The organism is Catellatospora bangladeshensis (assembly GCF_016862575.1).
GTDB classification, from domain to species: domain Bacteria; phylum Actinomycetota; class Actinomycetes; order Mycobacteriales; family Micromonosporaceae; genus Catellatospora; species Catellatospora bangladeshensis.
This window is the reverse complement of sequence record NZ_BONF01000002.1, coordinates 116,660-131,733: the sequence shown is the minus strand read 5'-3', so window position 1 is coordinate 131,733 and position 15,074 is coordinate 116,660. Positions and strand designations below refer to the sequence as shown.

The 15,074-nt window shown below is 71.5% G+C and carries 14 protein-coding genes; 8 read left to right on the top strand and 6 right to left on the bottom strand.

Annotation, left to right across the window (positions count from 1 at the left end):
* Positions 1 to 49: 49 nt before the first annotated feature.
* The 3 genes from Cba03nite_RS01245 to aspS form a co-directional block, all read right to left on the bottom strand.
* A complete protein-coding gene (locus Cba03nite_RS01245; RefSeq protein ID WP_203740675.1) occupies positions 50 to 2,098 on the bottom strand; it encodes a M48 family metallopeptidase in 2,049 nt (682 codons plus the stop codon).
* A 9-nt stretch (positions 2,099 to 2,107) separates the two neighbouring features.
* Positions 2,108 to 2,728 carry a LemA family protein gene (locus Cba03nite_RS01240; RefSeq protein ID WP_239125370.1) on the bottom strand — a complete coding sequence of 207 codons (621 nt, stop codon included), beginning with the start codon at positions 2,726 to 2,728 and terminating at the stop codon, positions 2,108 to 2,110.
* Between the two features lie 78 nt (positions 2,729 to 2,806).
* Complete coding sequence (gene aspS / locus Cba03nite_RS01235) at positions 2,807 to 4,075, bottom strand: aspartate--tRNA(Asn) ligase (protein ID WP_203740673.1); 1,269 nt, start codon at positions 4,073 to 4,075, stop codon at positions 2,807 to 2,809.
* 303 nt (positions 4,076 to 4,378) lie between these two features.
* On the opposite strand from aspS, the gene Cba03nite_RS01230 reads away from it, so the two are divergent.
* The 6 genes from Cba03nite_RS01230 to Cba03nite_RS01205 all read left to right on the top strand — a co-directional run bounded on the left by Cba03nite_RS01230 (position 4,379) and on the right by Cba03nite_RS01205 (position 8,800).
* A complete protein-coding gene (locus Cba03nite_RS01230; protein ID WP_203740671.1) occupies positions 4,379 to 4,678 on the top strand; it encodes a type II toxin-antitoxin system VapB family antitoxin in 300 nt (99 codons plus the stop codon).
* Position 4,679: 1 nt separating this feature from the next.
* Positions 4,680 to 5,084: a PIN domain-containing protein gene (locus Cba03nite_RS01225; protein WP_203740669.1), complete on the top strand. Its 405-nt coding sequence runs from the start codon at positions 4,680 to 4,682 to the stop codon at positions 5,082 to 5,084.
* A 54-nt stretch (positions 5,085 to 5,138) separates the two neighbouring features.
* Entirely contained in the window at positions 5,139 to 6,071 is a 933-nt protein-coding gene (gene lipA, locus Cba03nite_RS01220; protein ID WP_203740667.1) for a lipoyl synthase, read from the top strand.
* Positions 6,072 to 6,108: 37 nt separating this feature from the next.
* The gene (locus Cba03nite_RS01215) at positions 6,109 to 6,801 is read left to right on the top strand and encodes a DUF4191 domain-containing protein (RefSeq protein WP_203740665.1); all 693 of its coding nucleotides are present in this window, start codon (positions 6,109 to 6,111) and stop codon (positions 6,799 to 6,801) included.
* Positions 6,802 to 6,932: 131 nt separating this feature from the next.
* Positions 6,933 to 7,502 (top strand): winged helix-turn-helix domain-containing protein, encoded by a 570-nt coding sequence (locus Cba03nite_RS01210; RefSeq protein ID WP_203740663.1) that lies wholly within the window; start codon positions 6,933 to 6,935, stop codon positions 7,500 to 7,502.
* Positions 7,502 to 8,800, top strand: a complete 1,299-nt coding sequence (locus Cba03nite_RS01205; RefSeq protein ID WP_203740661.1) for an MFS transporter — start codon at positions 7,502 to 7,504, stop codon at positions 8,798 to 8,800. Before Cba03nite_RS01210 ends, Cba03nite_RS01205 begins: the two co-directional genes overlap by 1 nt.
* An 11-nt stretch (positions 8,801 to 8,811) precedes the next feature.
* Here the strand turns inward: Cba03nite_RS01205 and Cba03nite_RS01200 are convergent, their stop codons facing one another.
* Positions 8,812 to 9,177, bottom strand: a complete 366-nt coding sequence (locus Cba03nite_RS01200) for an RDD family protein (protein ID WP_239125369.1) — start codon at positions 9,175 to 9,177, stop codon at positions 8,812 to 8,814.
* A 257-nt stretch (positions 9,178 to 9,434) separates the two neighbouring features.
* On the opposite strand from Cba03nite_RS01200, the gene glnA reads away from it, so the two are divergent.
* Positions 9,435 to 10,868, top strand: a complete 1,434-nt coding sequence (gene glnA, locus Cba03nite_RS01195; RefSeq protein ID WP_203740659.1) for a type I glutamate--ammonia ligase — start codon at positions 9,435 to 9,437, stop codon at positions 10,866 to 10,868.
* Between the two features lie 103 nt (positions 10,869 to 10,971).
* Here glnA and Cba03nite_RS01190 read toward each other — a convergent pair whose 3' ends face one another.
* Positions 10,972 to 11,445 carry a holin gene (locus Cba03nite_RS01190; RefSeq protein WP_203740657.1) on the bottom strand — a complete coding sequence of 158 codons (474 nt, stop codon included), beginning with the start codon at positions 11,443 to 11,445 and terminating at the stop codon, positions 10,972 to 10,974.
* Between the two features lie 164 nt (positions 11,446 to 11,609).
* Here Cba03nite_RS01190 and Cba03nite_RS01185 point away from each other — a divergent pair, with 164 nt between their 5' ends.
* Positions 11,610 to 14,174, top strand: a complete 2,565-nt coding sequence (locus Cba03nite_RS01185; RefSeq protein ID WP_239125368.1) for a penicillin acylase family protein — start codon at positions 11,610 to 11,612, stop codon at positions 14,172 to 14,174.
* A 67-nt stretch (positions 14,175 to 14,241) separates the two neighbouring features.
* On the opposite strand, the gene Cba03nite_RS01180 is transcribed toward Cba03nite_RS01185, so the two are convergent.
* Positions 14,242 to 15,030: a metallophosphoesterase gene (locus Cba03nite_RS01180; RefSeq protein WP_203740648.1), complete on the bottom strand. Its 789-nt coding sequence runs from the start codon at positions 15,028 to 15,030 to the stop codon at positions 14,242 to 14,244.
* Positions 15,031 to 15,074 lie beyond the last annotated feature (44 nt).

The window sequence follows — 15,074 nt, the reverse complement described above, 5'->3', positions numbered from 1 at the left end:
GCACAGCATTTCGACACGAATCGCCGATCATCACCCTGCGGCGCGACGGTCAGGCGGTCAGCGGCGGGAGCGGGCAGTGGAGCATGCCGCAGACGGTGCGGGTGAGCTCCTGCTCGGCGACGGTCATCGTGCCGTCGTCGGCGATCACCGCGACCACCGCCTCGATCAGGCGAGCCTTGTCACGGGGATCGAGGCCGTCGAGCATCGGCCAGGCGCCGTCCAGGGCGAGCACGCCGTGCTGCGGCGCGGTCATGGGCAGGTCCTGGCCGGGCAGGATCACGGACAGCCCGGCCCGGTACGCGCGCTCGGCCGACGCCTCGTCGGGGTGACCGGCGCGGGCCAGCACCGCGAGCAGCGCGGCGATCGCGTTGCGGGCCTGTGGGAGGCTTCGCGAGCGCACCGGCCAGGGCGGGGTGTCGTACGTCGCCTCGTACAGCTCGCGGTGCAGCAGCCGGGACAGCGCGTATTCGAACACGCTGATCCGCCCGTCGGCGCGGGCCAGCACGTCGATCGTGGCGATGACGTCCTGCCGCCGCGCGATCGGGTGGGTACGCAGCGCGGGGAAGCACAGCTGGGCCAGCGGCAGGCGCAGCAGCGGGTGCAGCCCGGCCAGCCGCCCGGCCTCGTCCAGCGCGCCGGTGACCGCGCCCGCGCCGTGCCGCTCGCCCAGCGCGGCCAGCTGCGCCTGGCGTACGTCCGCGTGCTCCGACAGCAGCAGCGCGAACAGCAGGCCGGGGGCTGTGTCGCCGCGCCGGGCGCGGGCGAGCAGCTCCGGCGGCAGGTGGTTGAGCAGCGAACCGGCCCGGTGGTAGGCGGGCTGCCCCGGCGCGCCGACCGTCGCGACGACCGCGTCGGGGCGTACCGGATGGCGGGTGTCCACGCCCGGCAGCGGGCCGCGGGCCACGGGCTGCGTGCCGCCCGCGTCCGCCGCGGCCCCGGCCGCCGGACCGGCGACCGCACCCGCACCGCCGGGCCATTCCCCGGACGAGCCTGTCGCCGGGCCGAGGGCCGGACCCGTCACCGCGGATCGGGGGGCACCCGCTCCCGGTGCCAGGCCCATGGCCGCGTCCTCGGCCATGCCCGACGGCGGGGCGGCGCGCCAGCGCTGGGCGAGCGCGTCCAGCTCGGCGGGGTCGAAGCCGGGTTCGAGCGCCTGGATGCGCTTGACCAGCGGCGGGTGCGTGGCGAACAGCGAGTGCGCCCGCGCCTCGCCGAACATCAGGTGCCCGACCTCGTCTAGCTTCGGCGTACGCAGCCGCGACCCCGTCTCCAGCCCGCCGATCTTCTTCAGCGCGCCGGCCAGGCCGGAGGTCTGCCGCGTGAACTGCACCGCCGAGGCGTCGGCCAGGTACTCCCGCTGCCGCGACACCGACGCCTGGATGAGCCGCCCCGCGAACACGCCCACCGACCCGGCCACCACCAGCGCGATGCCGATCAGCGGCAGCGGGTTGCTGCCCTGGTCGCGCCGGTCCCGCCCGCCGCCGAACGCCCCCGCGTAGAGGAACGTTCGCCCCATGACGGCCAGGAACAGGATGCCGAACAGCAGCCCGATGAGCCGGATGTTGATCCGCATGTCGCCGTTGAGCACGTGGCTGAACTCGTGCGCGATCACGCCCTGCAGCTCGTCGCGGTTGAGCCGGTCCAGCGCGCCCCGGGTGACCGCGATCGCCGCGTCGGCCGGGGACCAGCCGGCCGCGAACGCGTTGATGCCCTGCTCGTCCTCCAGCACGTACACCTCGGGCACCGGCACGCCGGAGGCCAGCGCGACCTCCTCCACCACGTTGCGCAGGCGGCGCAGCCGCAGGTCGCTGGTGTCCTCGGGCACCAGCACGCCGCCCAGGTCCCGGGCCACCTTGCCGCCCCCCGCCCGCAGCCCGATGGTGCGGAACAGCGACGCGAGCAGGATCGAGCCGGCCGTGAGCAGCGACGTCCACACCATCAGCCAGGCCAGCTCGCCCGCCGGAGCCTCGAACGCGCCCAGCGCCCACGCCACGGCGAGGTTCACCACGATCACGATCGCGACGACGGCCAGCGCGTACAGCACGATCAGGCGGAACGACATCCGCTTGACCTGCCGCTGGCGCTCGAAGAAGTCCATCGCGGCGGGTCAGAACTGCACGCGCGGCGCCTCGCGCTTGCCCGGGTCGTCGATCTCCAGCAGCGCGGCCTTGTGGAACCCGAACGGCCCGGCCAGCAGGCTGCCGGGGAAGGTCTCGCGCTTGTTGTTGTACTGCATGACCGCGTCGTTGTAGCCCTGGCGGGCGAACGCGACCCGGTTCTCGGTGGAGGTCAGCTCCTCGGACAGCTGCATCATGTTCTGGCTGGCCTTGAGGTCCGGGTAGGCCTCGGACACCGCGAACAGGCGGCCCAGTGCCTGGGTGAGCCCGTTCTCGGCGCCGGCCAGCCCCTGCATCGCGGCTGGGTCGCCGGGGTTGCGGGCCGCGTTGGCCTGGGCGGTCATCGCGGCGGTGCGGGCCGCGGTGACCGCCTCCAGCGTCTCGCGCTCGTGGCTCATGTAGCCCTTGGCGGTCTCGACCAGGTTGGGGATCAGGTCGTGCCGCCGGGTCAGCTGCACGTCGATCTGCGCGAAGGCGTTCTGGTACGCGTTGCGCGCGCGGACCAGCCCGTTGTAGAGCGACGCCACCCACGCAACGATCACGACCGCGATCACGACCAGGCAGAGCGCTCCGATGAGGAACTCCATGCCCTCACCGTGCCACCAGATCATCCGACCTGCCTGGCAATCGGGCGTATGAGCAGCCAAGATACGCCCAGATGCCAGGCAAGTCGGATGATCATCCGCCGATCAGGGCGTCACGCGGTGGAGGTCGCGGGGGTATGCGGTGACCTCGCGGATGTTCTGGGCGCCGGTGATGCGGGCGACGAAGCGCTCCAGGCCGATCGCGAACCCGCCGTGCGGTGGCATGCCGTGCTTGAACGCCTGCAGGTAGGGCTCGTACGGCTCCGCGCTCTCCCCGCGCGCGGCCAGCGCCGCCAGGTAGTCGCTGTACCGGTGCAGGCGCTGGCCGCCGGTGACCAGCTCCAGGCCCCGGAACAGCAGGTCGAAGCTGTTCGACCAGCGCGGGTCGCCCGGCTGCGGGTGGGTGTAGAACGGCCGCTTGGCCATCGGGTAGCCGGTGACGAACACGAACTCGCTGCCGTGCTCGCGTACGGCCCACTCGCCGATGGCGCGCTCGTGCGCGGGCGCCAGGTCGGGCTCGTCCGCGGGCGCACCGGCGATCTTCAGCGCCTCGCTGAAGTGCAGCGCCGGGATCCCGGCGGGCACCTCGGGCAGGGTGAGGCCCTCGGCCAGCGGCGCGACCCGGGCCACCATCGCCGCGAGGGTCTCCCGCAGCACCGCCATCACGTCCCGGTGGTCGGTGACGAAGCCCAGCTCCGCGTCCAGCGAGGTGTACTGGGCGAGGTGACGGGTGGTGTCGCTGGGCTCGGCCCGGAACACCGGCCCGACCTCGTACACCCGCTCGAACACCCCGACCATCTGCTGCTTGTAGAACTGCGGCGACTGGGCCAGGTAGGCGGGGCGGCCGAAGTAGTCGAGCGCGAACACGTTCGCCCCGGACTCGGTCGCCGTCGCGACGATCTTCGGGGTATGGATCTCGGTGAACCCGAGCGCGTCCAGGCCCTCGCGGAACCCGGCCGCCGCGGCGGCGCTGATGCGCAGCGCGCGGGCCCGCGACGGGTGGCGCAGCGACAGCGGGGCGTGGTCCAGCTGGGTGGGCAGGGTCGGCGACAGCACCGGCCGGTACAGGTCGAACGGCGTGGGCTGGGCGGGCTCGCCGAGCAGGCGTACCACCGGCTCGGTCAGCTCCACCCCGCCCGGGGCGGCCGGGTTCGCGGTCACCGTGCCCTCGACGGCGACGACGGTCTCCTCCGGCAGCGTCTCCAGCCAGGCGCGCTGCTCGGGCTCGGCGACGACGGTCTGGCTCAGCCCGGACGCGTCACGCACGATCAGGAAGGCGACCTGCTTGAGCAGGCGGCGGCGATGGATCCAGCCCGCGATGGTGACCCGGGCGCCCGCGTGGCGGGGCAGTTCGCTGGAAAGGATGCGTTGCATGGTGGTTTACCTCCGGTTTCGGTCCGCAACGCCGTCCCCAAAGGGGTGTGGGCGGTTTGGGAACCCGCGGTACCACCACACCTTCGCCCCGACCGCGCGCTGCGGTCCGGGCCTCGGCAGCCGGTGAACGGAGCCACACGGGCGGCTGAGCCGGCCCGACCCGGGCGTCACTCCGGTGATTCGCCCCGTCACTGCTGTTGAGCGGAACCTACCGAGCCGGTCGCGACGTCCGCAAGACGATTAGTTGTATGCGCGGAAGCGACGTCATATGCTCGGACTGAAACACATATACGGAGGCACGCGATGGCCAACACACTCATCGATCTCGACGACGAGGCGCTGGAGCAGGCGCGCCGCTACTACGGCACCACCACGAAGAAGGACACCGTGAACCGGGCGCTCCAGGACGCCGCCGCGCGGCTGCGGGAGCGGCGCAACGCCTTCGGCGACCATCTGGAGCAGGCGTTCGCCGACTACACCGCGATGTCCCCCGCTGAGCAGCAGGAATACGCCGCGCACCTGGAGACGACGCAGGAGCTGCTGGAGGAGACGCCGCGGCTCGACGTCGCCTGGGAGCGCCGCCGCCGCGAGTGGGCCGCCTGACGTGCGCTACCTGCTCGACACCAGCGCCTACTTCCAGGGCCGGCTGAACGCCGAGGCCATGCTGCGGCTCAAGGAGCTGTCCGCGGACGAGCGGCTCACGATCTGCATGCCGGCGATGCTGGAGATGCTGGTGGCCGCCCGTAACAGCCGCGACTGGCTGCAGACCCGAAACGCGCTGGCCCTGCTCCCCCGGGTGGAGCTGAGCGATCCGCTGGCCGCCGTCGACCTGCACGGCGCGCTCGCGCAGCGCGGCCGGCACCGGACCCCACCGGTGGACGTGATCGTCGCCGCCACGGCCGCCGAGCACGGGCTCACCGTGCTGCACTACGACCGGGACTTCGAGCGGCTTACCGCGGTGAGCGGTGGCGCCCACGAGTGGATCATCCCGGCGGGCACGGGGCACTGAGACGTCCGTTACCCACTGGAAGATCAAGGCTGTTTCGCCGCGTACGCTGGCTGCATGACCATCGTGGCTCCCGAGGGCCGGCGCCTGCTGCGCGTCGAGGCCCGCAACGCCGAGACCCCCATCGAGCGTAAGCCGGAGTGGATCAAGGTCAAGGCGAAGATGGGCCCGGAGTTCACCGCGCTGACCTCGCTGGTCAAGCGGGAGGGCCTGCACACCGTCTGCCAGGAGGCCGGCTGCCCCAACATCTACGAGTGCTGGGAGGACCGGGAGGCGACGTTCCTCATCGGCGGCGAGGTGTGCACCCGGCGCTGCGACTTCTGCCAGATCGACACCGGCCGGCCGGCCGAGTTCGACGCCGACGAGCCCCGCCGGGTCGGCGAGTCCGTCGCCACCATGGAGCTGAAGTACGCCACCGTGACCGGGGTGGCCCGCGACGACCTGCCCGACGGCGGCGCGTGGCTGTACGCCGAGACCGTGCGCCAGATTCACGCCCTGGTCCCCGGCTGCGGCGTCGAGCTGCTGATCCCCGACTTCAACGGCAACCCGGAGCAGCTGGCCGAGGTGTTCTCGGCCGCGCCCGAGGTGCTCGCGCACAACGTGGAGACCGTGCCGCGCATCTTCAAGCGGATCCGCCCCGCGTTCCGCTACGAGCGCTCCCTCGATGTGATCACCCAGGCCCGCAAGGCCGGGCTGGTCACCAAGTCGAACCTCATCCTGGGCATGGGCGAGGAGCGCGCGGAGATCTCGCAGGCGCTGCGCGACCTGCACGCGGCCGGCTGCGAGCTGATCACCATCACGCAGTACCTGCGCCCGACCCCGCGCCACCACCCCGTGGAGCGCTGGGTGAAGCCGGAGGAGTTCGTCGAGCTGCGCGAGGAGGCCGAGGAGATCGGCTTCGCGGGCGTGATGAGCGGTCCGCTGGTGCGTTCGTCGTACCGGGCGGGACGCTTGTATCGTCAGGCACTCGACGCGCGTACCACCGCCTGATCGTCACCTCACCACCGACCCACCCTAGGATCCGTCTATGGCAAAGGCCGAAGAGAAGGTCTCCTTCACCCAGCGGTTGAAGCAGATCGGCATGGTGTTCAAGTTCACCGCCAAGCAGGACAAGTGGTTCACGCCCCTGGTGGCGGCCGCGATCCTGCTGCCGCTCGCGTTCACCGTGGTCGCGGTGCTGCTGGGCTGGGGCTGGATCTGGATCCCGCTGGGCATCCTCACCGCGCTGCTGGCCGTGCTCATCGTGCTCAACCTGCGGTCCAACGCCGCGATGATGAACATGATGGAGGGCCAGCCCGGCGCGGCCGGGCAGCTCGTCGAGCAGATGCGCGGCGACTGGCGGGTCAAGCAGGCCGTCTCGGCGACCACCCAGTTCGACGTGGTGCACATGGTCATCGGCCGGCCGGGCGTCATCCTGATCGCCGAGGGCAGCCCGGCGCGGGTGAAGCCGCTGCTCGGCGAGCAGAAGCGCCGCCTGTCGAAGGTTATCGGCGACGCCCCGCTGTACGACTACATCATCGGCAACGAGGAGAACCAGGTCCCCATCCGCAAGCTGCGGATGACCCTGATGCGCCTGCCCCGCAACCTGTCGGGCAAGGAGGTCAACAACCTCGACCGGGCGCTGACCGCCCTCACCGCCCGCCCGCAGATGCCCAAGGGCCAGCTCCCGAAGGAGTTCCGCCCGCCGCGGATGCCCCGCGGCGGCGGCCGCATGCGCTGACCAGCAAGGAAGGGCACCTTCTTAACGCTATGCGTAGAGGAAGGTGCCCTTTTTAACGGCCACAATTATCGAAGCTTATAAGATCCAGTAGAAGTATTGCTGAATATTTCTACTGGATCTAGGTTGACTGCATGAGCGACATGCGGCGCATCACCGATCCTGAGGTGCTCAAGGGACTCGCCCAGCCGATCCGGCAGAAGCTTTACCGGCTGCTGGCGCAGATCGGCCCGGCCACCGGCGCCACCCTCTCCCGCAGCCTCGGCACCGACCCCGGCCAGACCAGCTACCACCTGCGCGAGCTGGCCAAGGCCGGCTTCGTCGAGGACGTGCCCGAGCTGGCCCGCGACCGCCGCGAGCGCTGGTGGCGCGCCGTGCCCGGCCCCACCGGCTGGTCCTCGGCCGACTTCACCACCCCCGAGGGCCAGGCGATCTCCGCCGCGGCCAAGGCGCAGCTCGTCATCGACGAGTTCGAGCGGGTACGCCGCTACGAGCAGTCCCGCGACACCTGGAGCGAGCCGTGGCAGGCCGCCGCGATGAGCAGCGACTCGTTCCTCCGGCTCACCCCGGCCGAGCTGAGCGAGCTGACCGCCGAGCTGCACGAGCTGGTCGTGCGCTGGAAGGACCGCGGCCGCGCCGCCGCCGACGACACCGACCGCGAACACGTGTTCCTGTTCTTCCACGCCTTCCCGGAGCGCCCCTGATGAGCACCACTGTTCTGCGTACCCCCACCGCCGCCGCGGTCCCCGCCGCCCCCGGCAGGCCCGCCCACCGCGAACCCGTCTACCTGCGCTACCTGGGCGGGCAGGCGGTCTCCATCCTCGGCGACCAGGTCTGGTACGTAGCGCTGTCGTTCAGCGCGGTGCAGCTGGCCTCGCCCGGCGCGGCGGGCGCGATCCTGGCCGTCTCCGCGCTGCCCCGGCTCGCGCTGCTGCTGTTCGGCGGCGCGTTCGTCGACCGGTACGGCCCGCGCCGCCTCATGATCGGCAGCGATCTGGCCCGGGGTGTGGTCTGCCTGATCACCGCCGCGGTGGCGCTGGCGCAACCCAGCGTGGCGCTGCTCGTCGCGGTGGCGCTCACGTTCGGGCTCGCCGACGCGCTGTTCCTGCCCGCGGCCGGCGCGACGCTGCCGCGCCTGCTCACCCCCGCGCAGCTCACCGGCGGCCTGGCGCTGTCCGGCCTCACCCAGCGGCTCGCCCTGATGCTGGGCGCGCCGCTGGGCGGCCTGCTGCTGCCCCTGGGCGGGCTGCCGCTGGCCTGCCTCGTCAACGCGATCACCTTCGGGATGTCGGTGCTCGCCCTGTGGTCCGTGCACCCCAGGCCCGCCGCGGACCCCGGCGCGGGCGCGCCGTCCGGGCAGGTCACGCCGGCGGCAGCGGACCCGCGGGCGCCCGTCCTGGCCGCGGTACGCGAAGGGCTGCGCTACCTACTCCGCCACCCCGTGCTGCGCGCCACCACGCTGGTGTCGCTGCTGGTGAACATCGCCGCCGCCGGACCGCTGAACGTGGGCCTGGCGCTCGTCGCCGACCAGCGCGGCTGGGGCGCGGCCGGCATCGGGTACCTGCTGGCCGGGTTCGGCGCCGGGGCAGCCGCCGGCAGCCTGCTGATGGTGCGCCGGCGCCCGGCGGGCCGGGTCGGGGTGCTCGCCGCCGCCTGCATCGTGCTCCAGGGCGGCGCGATCTACGCCATCGCGGCGGCCCCCGCGCTCGGCTGGGCCGCTGCCGCGACCGCGCTCGGCGGGCTGGCCAGCGGGCCGCTCGCGGTGACGCTGAACGGGCTCACGCACACGCACACCGCCGACACCCACCGGGGCCGGGTCACGTCCATCAACACCCTGGTCAGCCTCGGCATCACGCCGATGGCCATCGCGGTGATGGGGTTCGCGGCGGCCCAGGTGGGCACCGTGCCGTCGTTCGCGGCCTGCACGGCGCTGGACGTGCTCGCGGCAGCCGCCTGCGTCACCGTCCCCGCCCTGCGCCACGCCACGCTCACACCCTCCTGAGCGGCGCGAGGTCAGGAGGCCGGGCGGATCAGGGTGCCGGCGGCGCGGTCGTGCAGGCCGCGGCGCTCGCCGTCCATGATCAGAGCGGGCACGACCAGGGCGAGCAGCACCCCGCGCAGGGCGCCCCGGAACAGGCCGACCGGCTGACCCGTATCGACCCCGAGGCAGGTAATCTTCGCCAGGCGCATGCCCGGCGTCTGCCCGAACAGCCCGACGAAGAACGTGTAGACGGCGACCAGCACCACCGGCGCGGCCCAGCCGTCCCGCATCGGGTCCGCGAACAGGCCGGCCGCCAGGACGCAGAGCATCCAGTCGAGCAGCAGCGCCCCGAACCGGCGGGCCAGGGAGGGTACGGCAGGCAGGGAGGCGTCAGTCACCCGCCGAGCGTACCGTCCGCGCCGCCGGACCGGCCCGCTGAGCTGGCCACCCAGCCCCAAGCGCCAGGTTACGGGTGACGTAACACGGCCGAAACAAAACCGACATGGCCGGGCAATGCCACGGTTCTAGCGTCGCGACCAGCCAATGGCCACCCGACGCAGTGCAGCGCCGTCGGCCGCGTCTCCCGAGGTCAGCCCCGGAGATGTGCTGAAGTGGGGGCCGGGAGCTCCCGCAGACCATGTGCCAGGAGGACGTGTTGTTCGCCAATTCCGAGGAACTGCTTCGGTACCTCAAGGACGAAGACGTCAAGTTCGTCGACGTCCGCTTCTGTGACCTGCCCGGCGTGATGCAGTTCTTCACCGTGCCGGTGCAGTCGTTCGACGCGAGCGTCTTCCGTGACGGCCTCGCGTTCGACGGCTCGTCCATCCGCGGTTTCCAGCAGATCCACGAGTCGGACATGCTGCTGCTGCCGGACGTCACCACGGCGTTCATCGACCCGTTCCGCGTGCAGAAGACCCTGGCGCTGAACTTCTTCATCCACGACCCGTTCACCCGCGAGGCCTACTCGCGTGACCCGCGGAACGTGGCGAAGAAGGCCGAGGCGTACCTGGCCGCCAGCGGGATCGCCGACACCGCGTACTTCGGCGCCGAGGCGGAGTTCTACATCTTCGACTCGATCCGCTACTCGACCCAGGCCAACCAGGCGTTCTACCACATCGACTCGGTCGAGGGCGCGTGGAACACCGGCTCGGAGTTCAACGCCGACGGCAGCGCCAACCGCGGTTACAAGCCGGGCTACAAGGGCGGCTACTTCCCGGTGGCGCCGACCGACCACTACGCCGACCTGCGCGACACCATGGTGACGAACCTGGTGGACCTCGGCTACACCGTCGAGCGCGGTCACCACGAGGTCGGCACCGCCGGCCAGGCCGAGATCAACTACAAGTTCTCGACCCTGCTGGCCGCGGGCGACCAGATGCAGCTGTTCAAGTACGTCATCAAGAACACCGCGTGGCAGGCCGGCAAGACCGCGACCTTCATGCCGAAGCCGCTGTTCGGTGACAACGGCTCGGGCATGCACACCCACCAGAGCCTCTGGCTGGGCGGCGAGCCGCTGTTCTACGACGAGACCGGCTACGCCGGCCTGTCCGACACGGCCCGCTGGTACATCGGCGGTCTGCTGCACCACGCGCCGTCGCTGCTGGCCTTCACCAACCCGTCGGTCAACTCGTACCGCCGCCTGGTGCCGGGCTTCGAGGCGCCGGTCAACCTGGTGTACTCGCAGCGCAACCGCTCCGCCTGCACCCGTATCCCGGTCACCGGCACGAACGCGAAGGCCAAGCGCATCGAGTTCCGCTGCCCCGACCCGTCGTCGAACCCGTACCTGGCGTTCTCGGCGATGCTGATGGCCGGCCTGGACGGTATCCGCAACAAGATCGAGCCGCCGGCCCCGATCGACAAGGACCTCTACGACCTGCCGCCGGAGGAGGTCGCGAACGTGACCCAGGTGCCGGGCTCGCTGTCCGACGTGCTCACGTCGCTCGAGAAGGACAACGAGTACCTGCAGGCCGGTGGCGTGTTCACCAGCGACCTGATCGAGACCTGGATCGACTACAAGCGGTCCAACGAGATCGACCCGGTCCGCCTGCGCCCGACCCCGCACGAGTTCCAGATGTACTTCGACTGCTGAGCATCGCCCGGCAGTGAAGAAGGCCCCGCCAACCGGCGGGGCCTTCTTCTGTCTGCGCTCGCCACCAGCCACCGGAGCGGCAGCCCAGTGGCGTCGGCGCAGGTCAGGCAGCCGGAGCCGCAGCGGGCGCCGCCTCGGCAGCCGGAGCGGCCGCGGCCGGAGCAGCGGCAGCAACCGGAGCAGCCGCGGCGGGGGCGGCAGCAGCCGGAGCGGGCGCGGCCGGGGCGCCGGTCGGGTCGACCGCGACGGCGGCCGCGACCGCCGGGGCGAGCGCGGGGCTCGCGGCCGCGGCGGCGACCACCGCGTTGGCGGCCGTGACCGGCCCGGCAGCGGCGACGCTGACCAGGCTCGGGCTGTTGGACGCGCCGATCGGGCCGGACCCGACCGACATCAGCACGGACAGCAGGGCAGCGCTGAACGCCAGCGACAGCGCGCCGCGCCAGTCGATCGCGGCGACGTCGACGCCGACGGCACCGCTGACCTGGCCCACGCCGAACGCGGCGATCAGCGCCTGGACGAAGGTCTTGATGGCACGCTCGGCGGTGGCGATCCAGAACTGCTTGTTCAGCAGGTACATCGGAGCTCTCCTGGAGATGAGGGGGACACCCGGGAAGCGAGCCTTGAGCTTAGATGCCCGTCGCTCTCCCGGCCTGTCCGCATGCCGACCGACCGAACGACCAGCCAAAATCTGTGTTACCTGGTGGTAACGCGAATCACAGAGCATGCGTAGACTCCGCGAATGTGAAACCCCCACGCCTTCTGCTCCGCCGCCTGCGTACCACCGCGCTCTGGCTGCTCGGCGTCGTGACGGTGCTCGCCGTCGTCGTCGCCGGCCTGGGTGTCTGGTCGGTGCGCCGCGCGTTCGCGACCGTCGACGGTGAGCTGACCCTCGCCGGGCTGTCCGCCCCGGTCACGGTCCGCCGCGACGTGTACGGCATCCCCCAGCTCTACGCCAGGACCAGCGACGACCTGTACCGCGCCCAGGGTTACGTGCACGCCCAGGACCGGTTCTGGGAGATGGACTTCCGCCGCCACGTGACCGCCGGCCGGGTGTCCGAGCTGTTCGGGCAGTCCCAGGTCGAGACGGACAAGTACCTGCGCACCATGGGCTGGCGCCGGGTCGCCGAGCAGGAGCTGGCGCTGCTGAAGCCGGAGTCGCAGCAGGCGCTGCGCGCGTACGCCGACGGCGTGAACGCCTGGCTGGCCGCCAACACTGACACGGCGTCCCTCCCATCGGGTCAGGGGGACGGCTTCGCCTCCTCCGGCGCGCTGAGCCTGGAGTACTCCCTGCTCGGCCTGCAGAACTCGGGCTACGTGATCGAGCGCTGGACGCCCGTGGACAGCCTGGCCTGGCTCAAGGCGATGGCCTGGGACCTGCGCGGCAACATGGAGGCGGAGATCCGCCGCGCCGCGCTGCAGGCCGAGGGCCTGAGCAAGGAGCAGGTGGACCAGCTCTACCCGGCGTACCCGCTGGACCGCAACCTGCCCATCGTGAACGGCGGCGTGATCGTGAACGGCGCCTTCGACGCGAAGGCGACCGCTCCCGCGCCCGCCCCGGCCGTGACCCCGCCCGCCCCCGCGCCGCTGTCCGCGACCGGCCTGCGCGACCTGGCCGACGGCCTGGCCGAGCTGCCCGGCCTGATGGGCAACGCCGACGGCGACGGCATCGGCTCGAACTCGTGGGTGATCAGCGGCAAGCTGACCGCCACCGGCAAGCCGATCCTGGCCAACGACCCGCACCTGAGCCCCAGCCAGCCGGGCATCTGGTACCAGATCGGCCTGCACTGCGAGTGCGGCGTCGAGGTCGCGGGCTTCAGCTTCTCCGGCGTTCCCGGCGTCGTCATCGGCCACAACGCGAAGATCGCCTGGGGCTTCACCAATCTGGACCCCGACGTCATCGACATGTACCTGGAGGAGGTCGACGGCGACAAGGTCAAGGCGGGCGACGGCTGGGAGCAGCTGACCAGCCGCCAGGAGGTCATCAAGGTCGCCGGCGGCTCCGACGTCACCATCACGGTGCGCACCGGCCGCCACGGCCCGCTGCTGTCGGACGCCAGCGAGAGCCTGGCCAAGCTCGGCGGCAGGTACGCCATCGCGATGCGCTGGACCGCGCTCGACCCCGGCCGCACCGCCGACGCGCTGTTCGCGCTGAACAAGGCGGGCAACTGGACCGAGTTCCGGGCCGCCGCGGCGCAGTTCGAGGTGCCCGCGCAGAACATCGTCTACGCCGACGTCGAGGGCAACATCGGTTACCAGTCGCCGGGCCGCATCCCGGTCCGCGGCGCGGGTGACGGCAAGCGGTTCGCGCCGGGCTGGGACAAGGCGTACGACTGGACGGGCTTCATCCCGTTCGACGAGCTGCCCAGCGTTTTGAACCCGGACCGCGGCTACGTGGTGACCGCCAACCAGGCCGTGATCGGCGACCAGTACCAGCGGCACCTGACCGACGACTGGAGCTACGGGTACCGCAGCCAGCGCATCTACGACATGATCGGCACCGCGGGCGGGAAGATCACCGTCGAGGACGTGCAGAAGCAGCAGTTCGACAACCGCAACGGGTTCGCCCCGACGCTGATCCCGGCCCTGCAGAAGGCGCCGCGCCCGGCCCTGTCGCAGGTCGAGAAGAACGCGGACGCGCTGCTGGTCGACTGGGACTACCAGCAGGGTGAGGACTCGGCCGCGGCCGCGTACTACAACGCGATCTGGAAGAACCTGCTCGGCCTGACCTTCGACGAGCTGGGCGCGGACTACGCCGCCGACGGCGGGGACCGCTGGTTCGAGGTGGTGCGCGGCCTGCTGAACAAGCCGGACGACAAGTGGTGGGACGCCAAGGGCACGCCCGCCGTGGAGCAGCGCGACGACATGCTCGCGCAGGCCATGTCGGCGGCGGTGAAGGAGCTGGCCGAGGCGCAGGGCGAGGACCCGAAGCAGTGGCGCTGGGGCGCGATGCACACGCTGACCCCGACCCACGCCACGTTCGGCGAGTCCGGCATCGGCCCGATCGAGTGGCTGTTCAACCGGGACACCGTCGGCGTCTCGGGCGGCGATGCGATCGTCAACGCCACCGGCTGGAGCGCGGGCGAGGGCTACGAGGTCGACGCGGTGCCGTCCATGCGCATGATCGTGAACCTGGCGGACCTGAACGAGTCCCGCTGGGTACAGCTGACCGGCAACTCCGGCCACGCGTTCCACGAGAACTACGCCGACCAGTTCGAGCTGTGGCGGACGGGCCGTACGCTGCCGTTCCGCTTCGACAAGGCCGCCATCGAGGCCGAGGCGAAGGCGACGCTGACCCTCAAGCCCTGACCAGGGCCTGGTTAGGAAGGGCACCTTCTACATCGCAAAGCGATAAGAAGGTGCCCTTCCTTCTGTCTTAGGCGGGTTGCGGCGCGGCGAGCGGGATGACGAGGCACGGCGCGCCCAGCGAGATCCCGGTGTCCACGGCCATGACCAGGCCGTCGGCGTAGGTGATGGGGCCCTGGACCGCTGCCGGGGGCACGCCGAAGGTCTCCGGGATGGTGGAGTGGCCGTGCACGATCCGCCGCCCACCGAGCCGTTCCAGCAGCGTACGGGCATTCGCCACGCCGTCGTTGTGCTCCAGGAACTCGAAGCGGCGGAACAGCAGCCGGGTGTTGCGGCCGAACGTGGCCGCGTCGCGCTCCCGCATGATCCGGCGCAGCGTCAAGTTGATCTCGGTGAGGTCGCCGCCGAACTCCAGATAGGCCATGGTGTCGGCGTGCAGCAGCAGGTGCTCGTCGACCAGCGCGATCGCGGGCAGCCCGGCCAGCCAGCCGGCCCGCTCCTCGTCGAGCCGGTCCAGGTCGTGCTCCTGGCCGCCGTTCAGCGCCCACACCTGGATGATCGTGCGCACCTCGGTGACCGGCGACTCCGGGATGAAGCGGCTGCCGTACAGCAGCATGTCGTGGTTGCCGATCACGCAGCCGACCTCGCCGCCCGCCGCGGCCGCCTCGGCCTGCAGGCGCCGGATCAGATCGATCACGCCGATCCCGTCCGGACCGCGATCGGTCAGGTCACCCAGGAACCACAGGCGCGCGGCACCGCCGCACCAGGCGCCTGCCTCGTCGAGCAGGCCCGCCTCACGCAGCGCTCCGGTCAGCGGCGCGAGGTGCCCGTGCACGTCACCGACCACGTACAGCGTCACGCGATCACCCTAGAGCACGTTTGCCGGAAGTCGCTCGCAGGCCG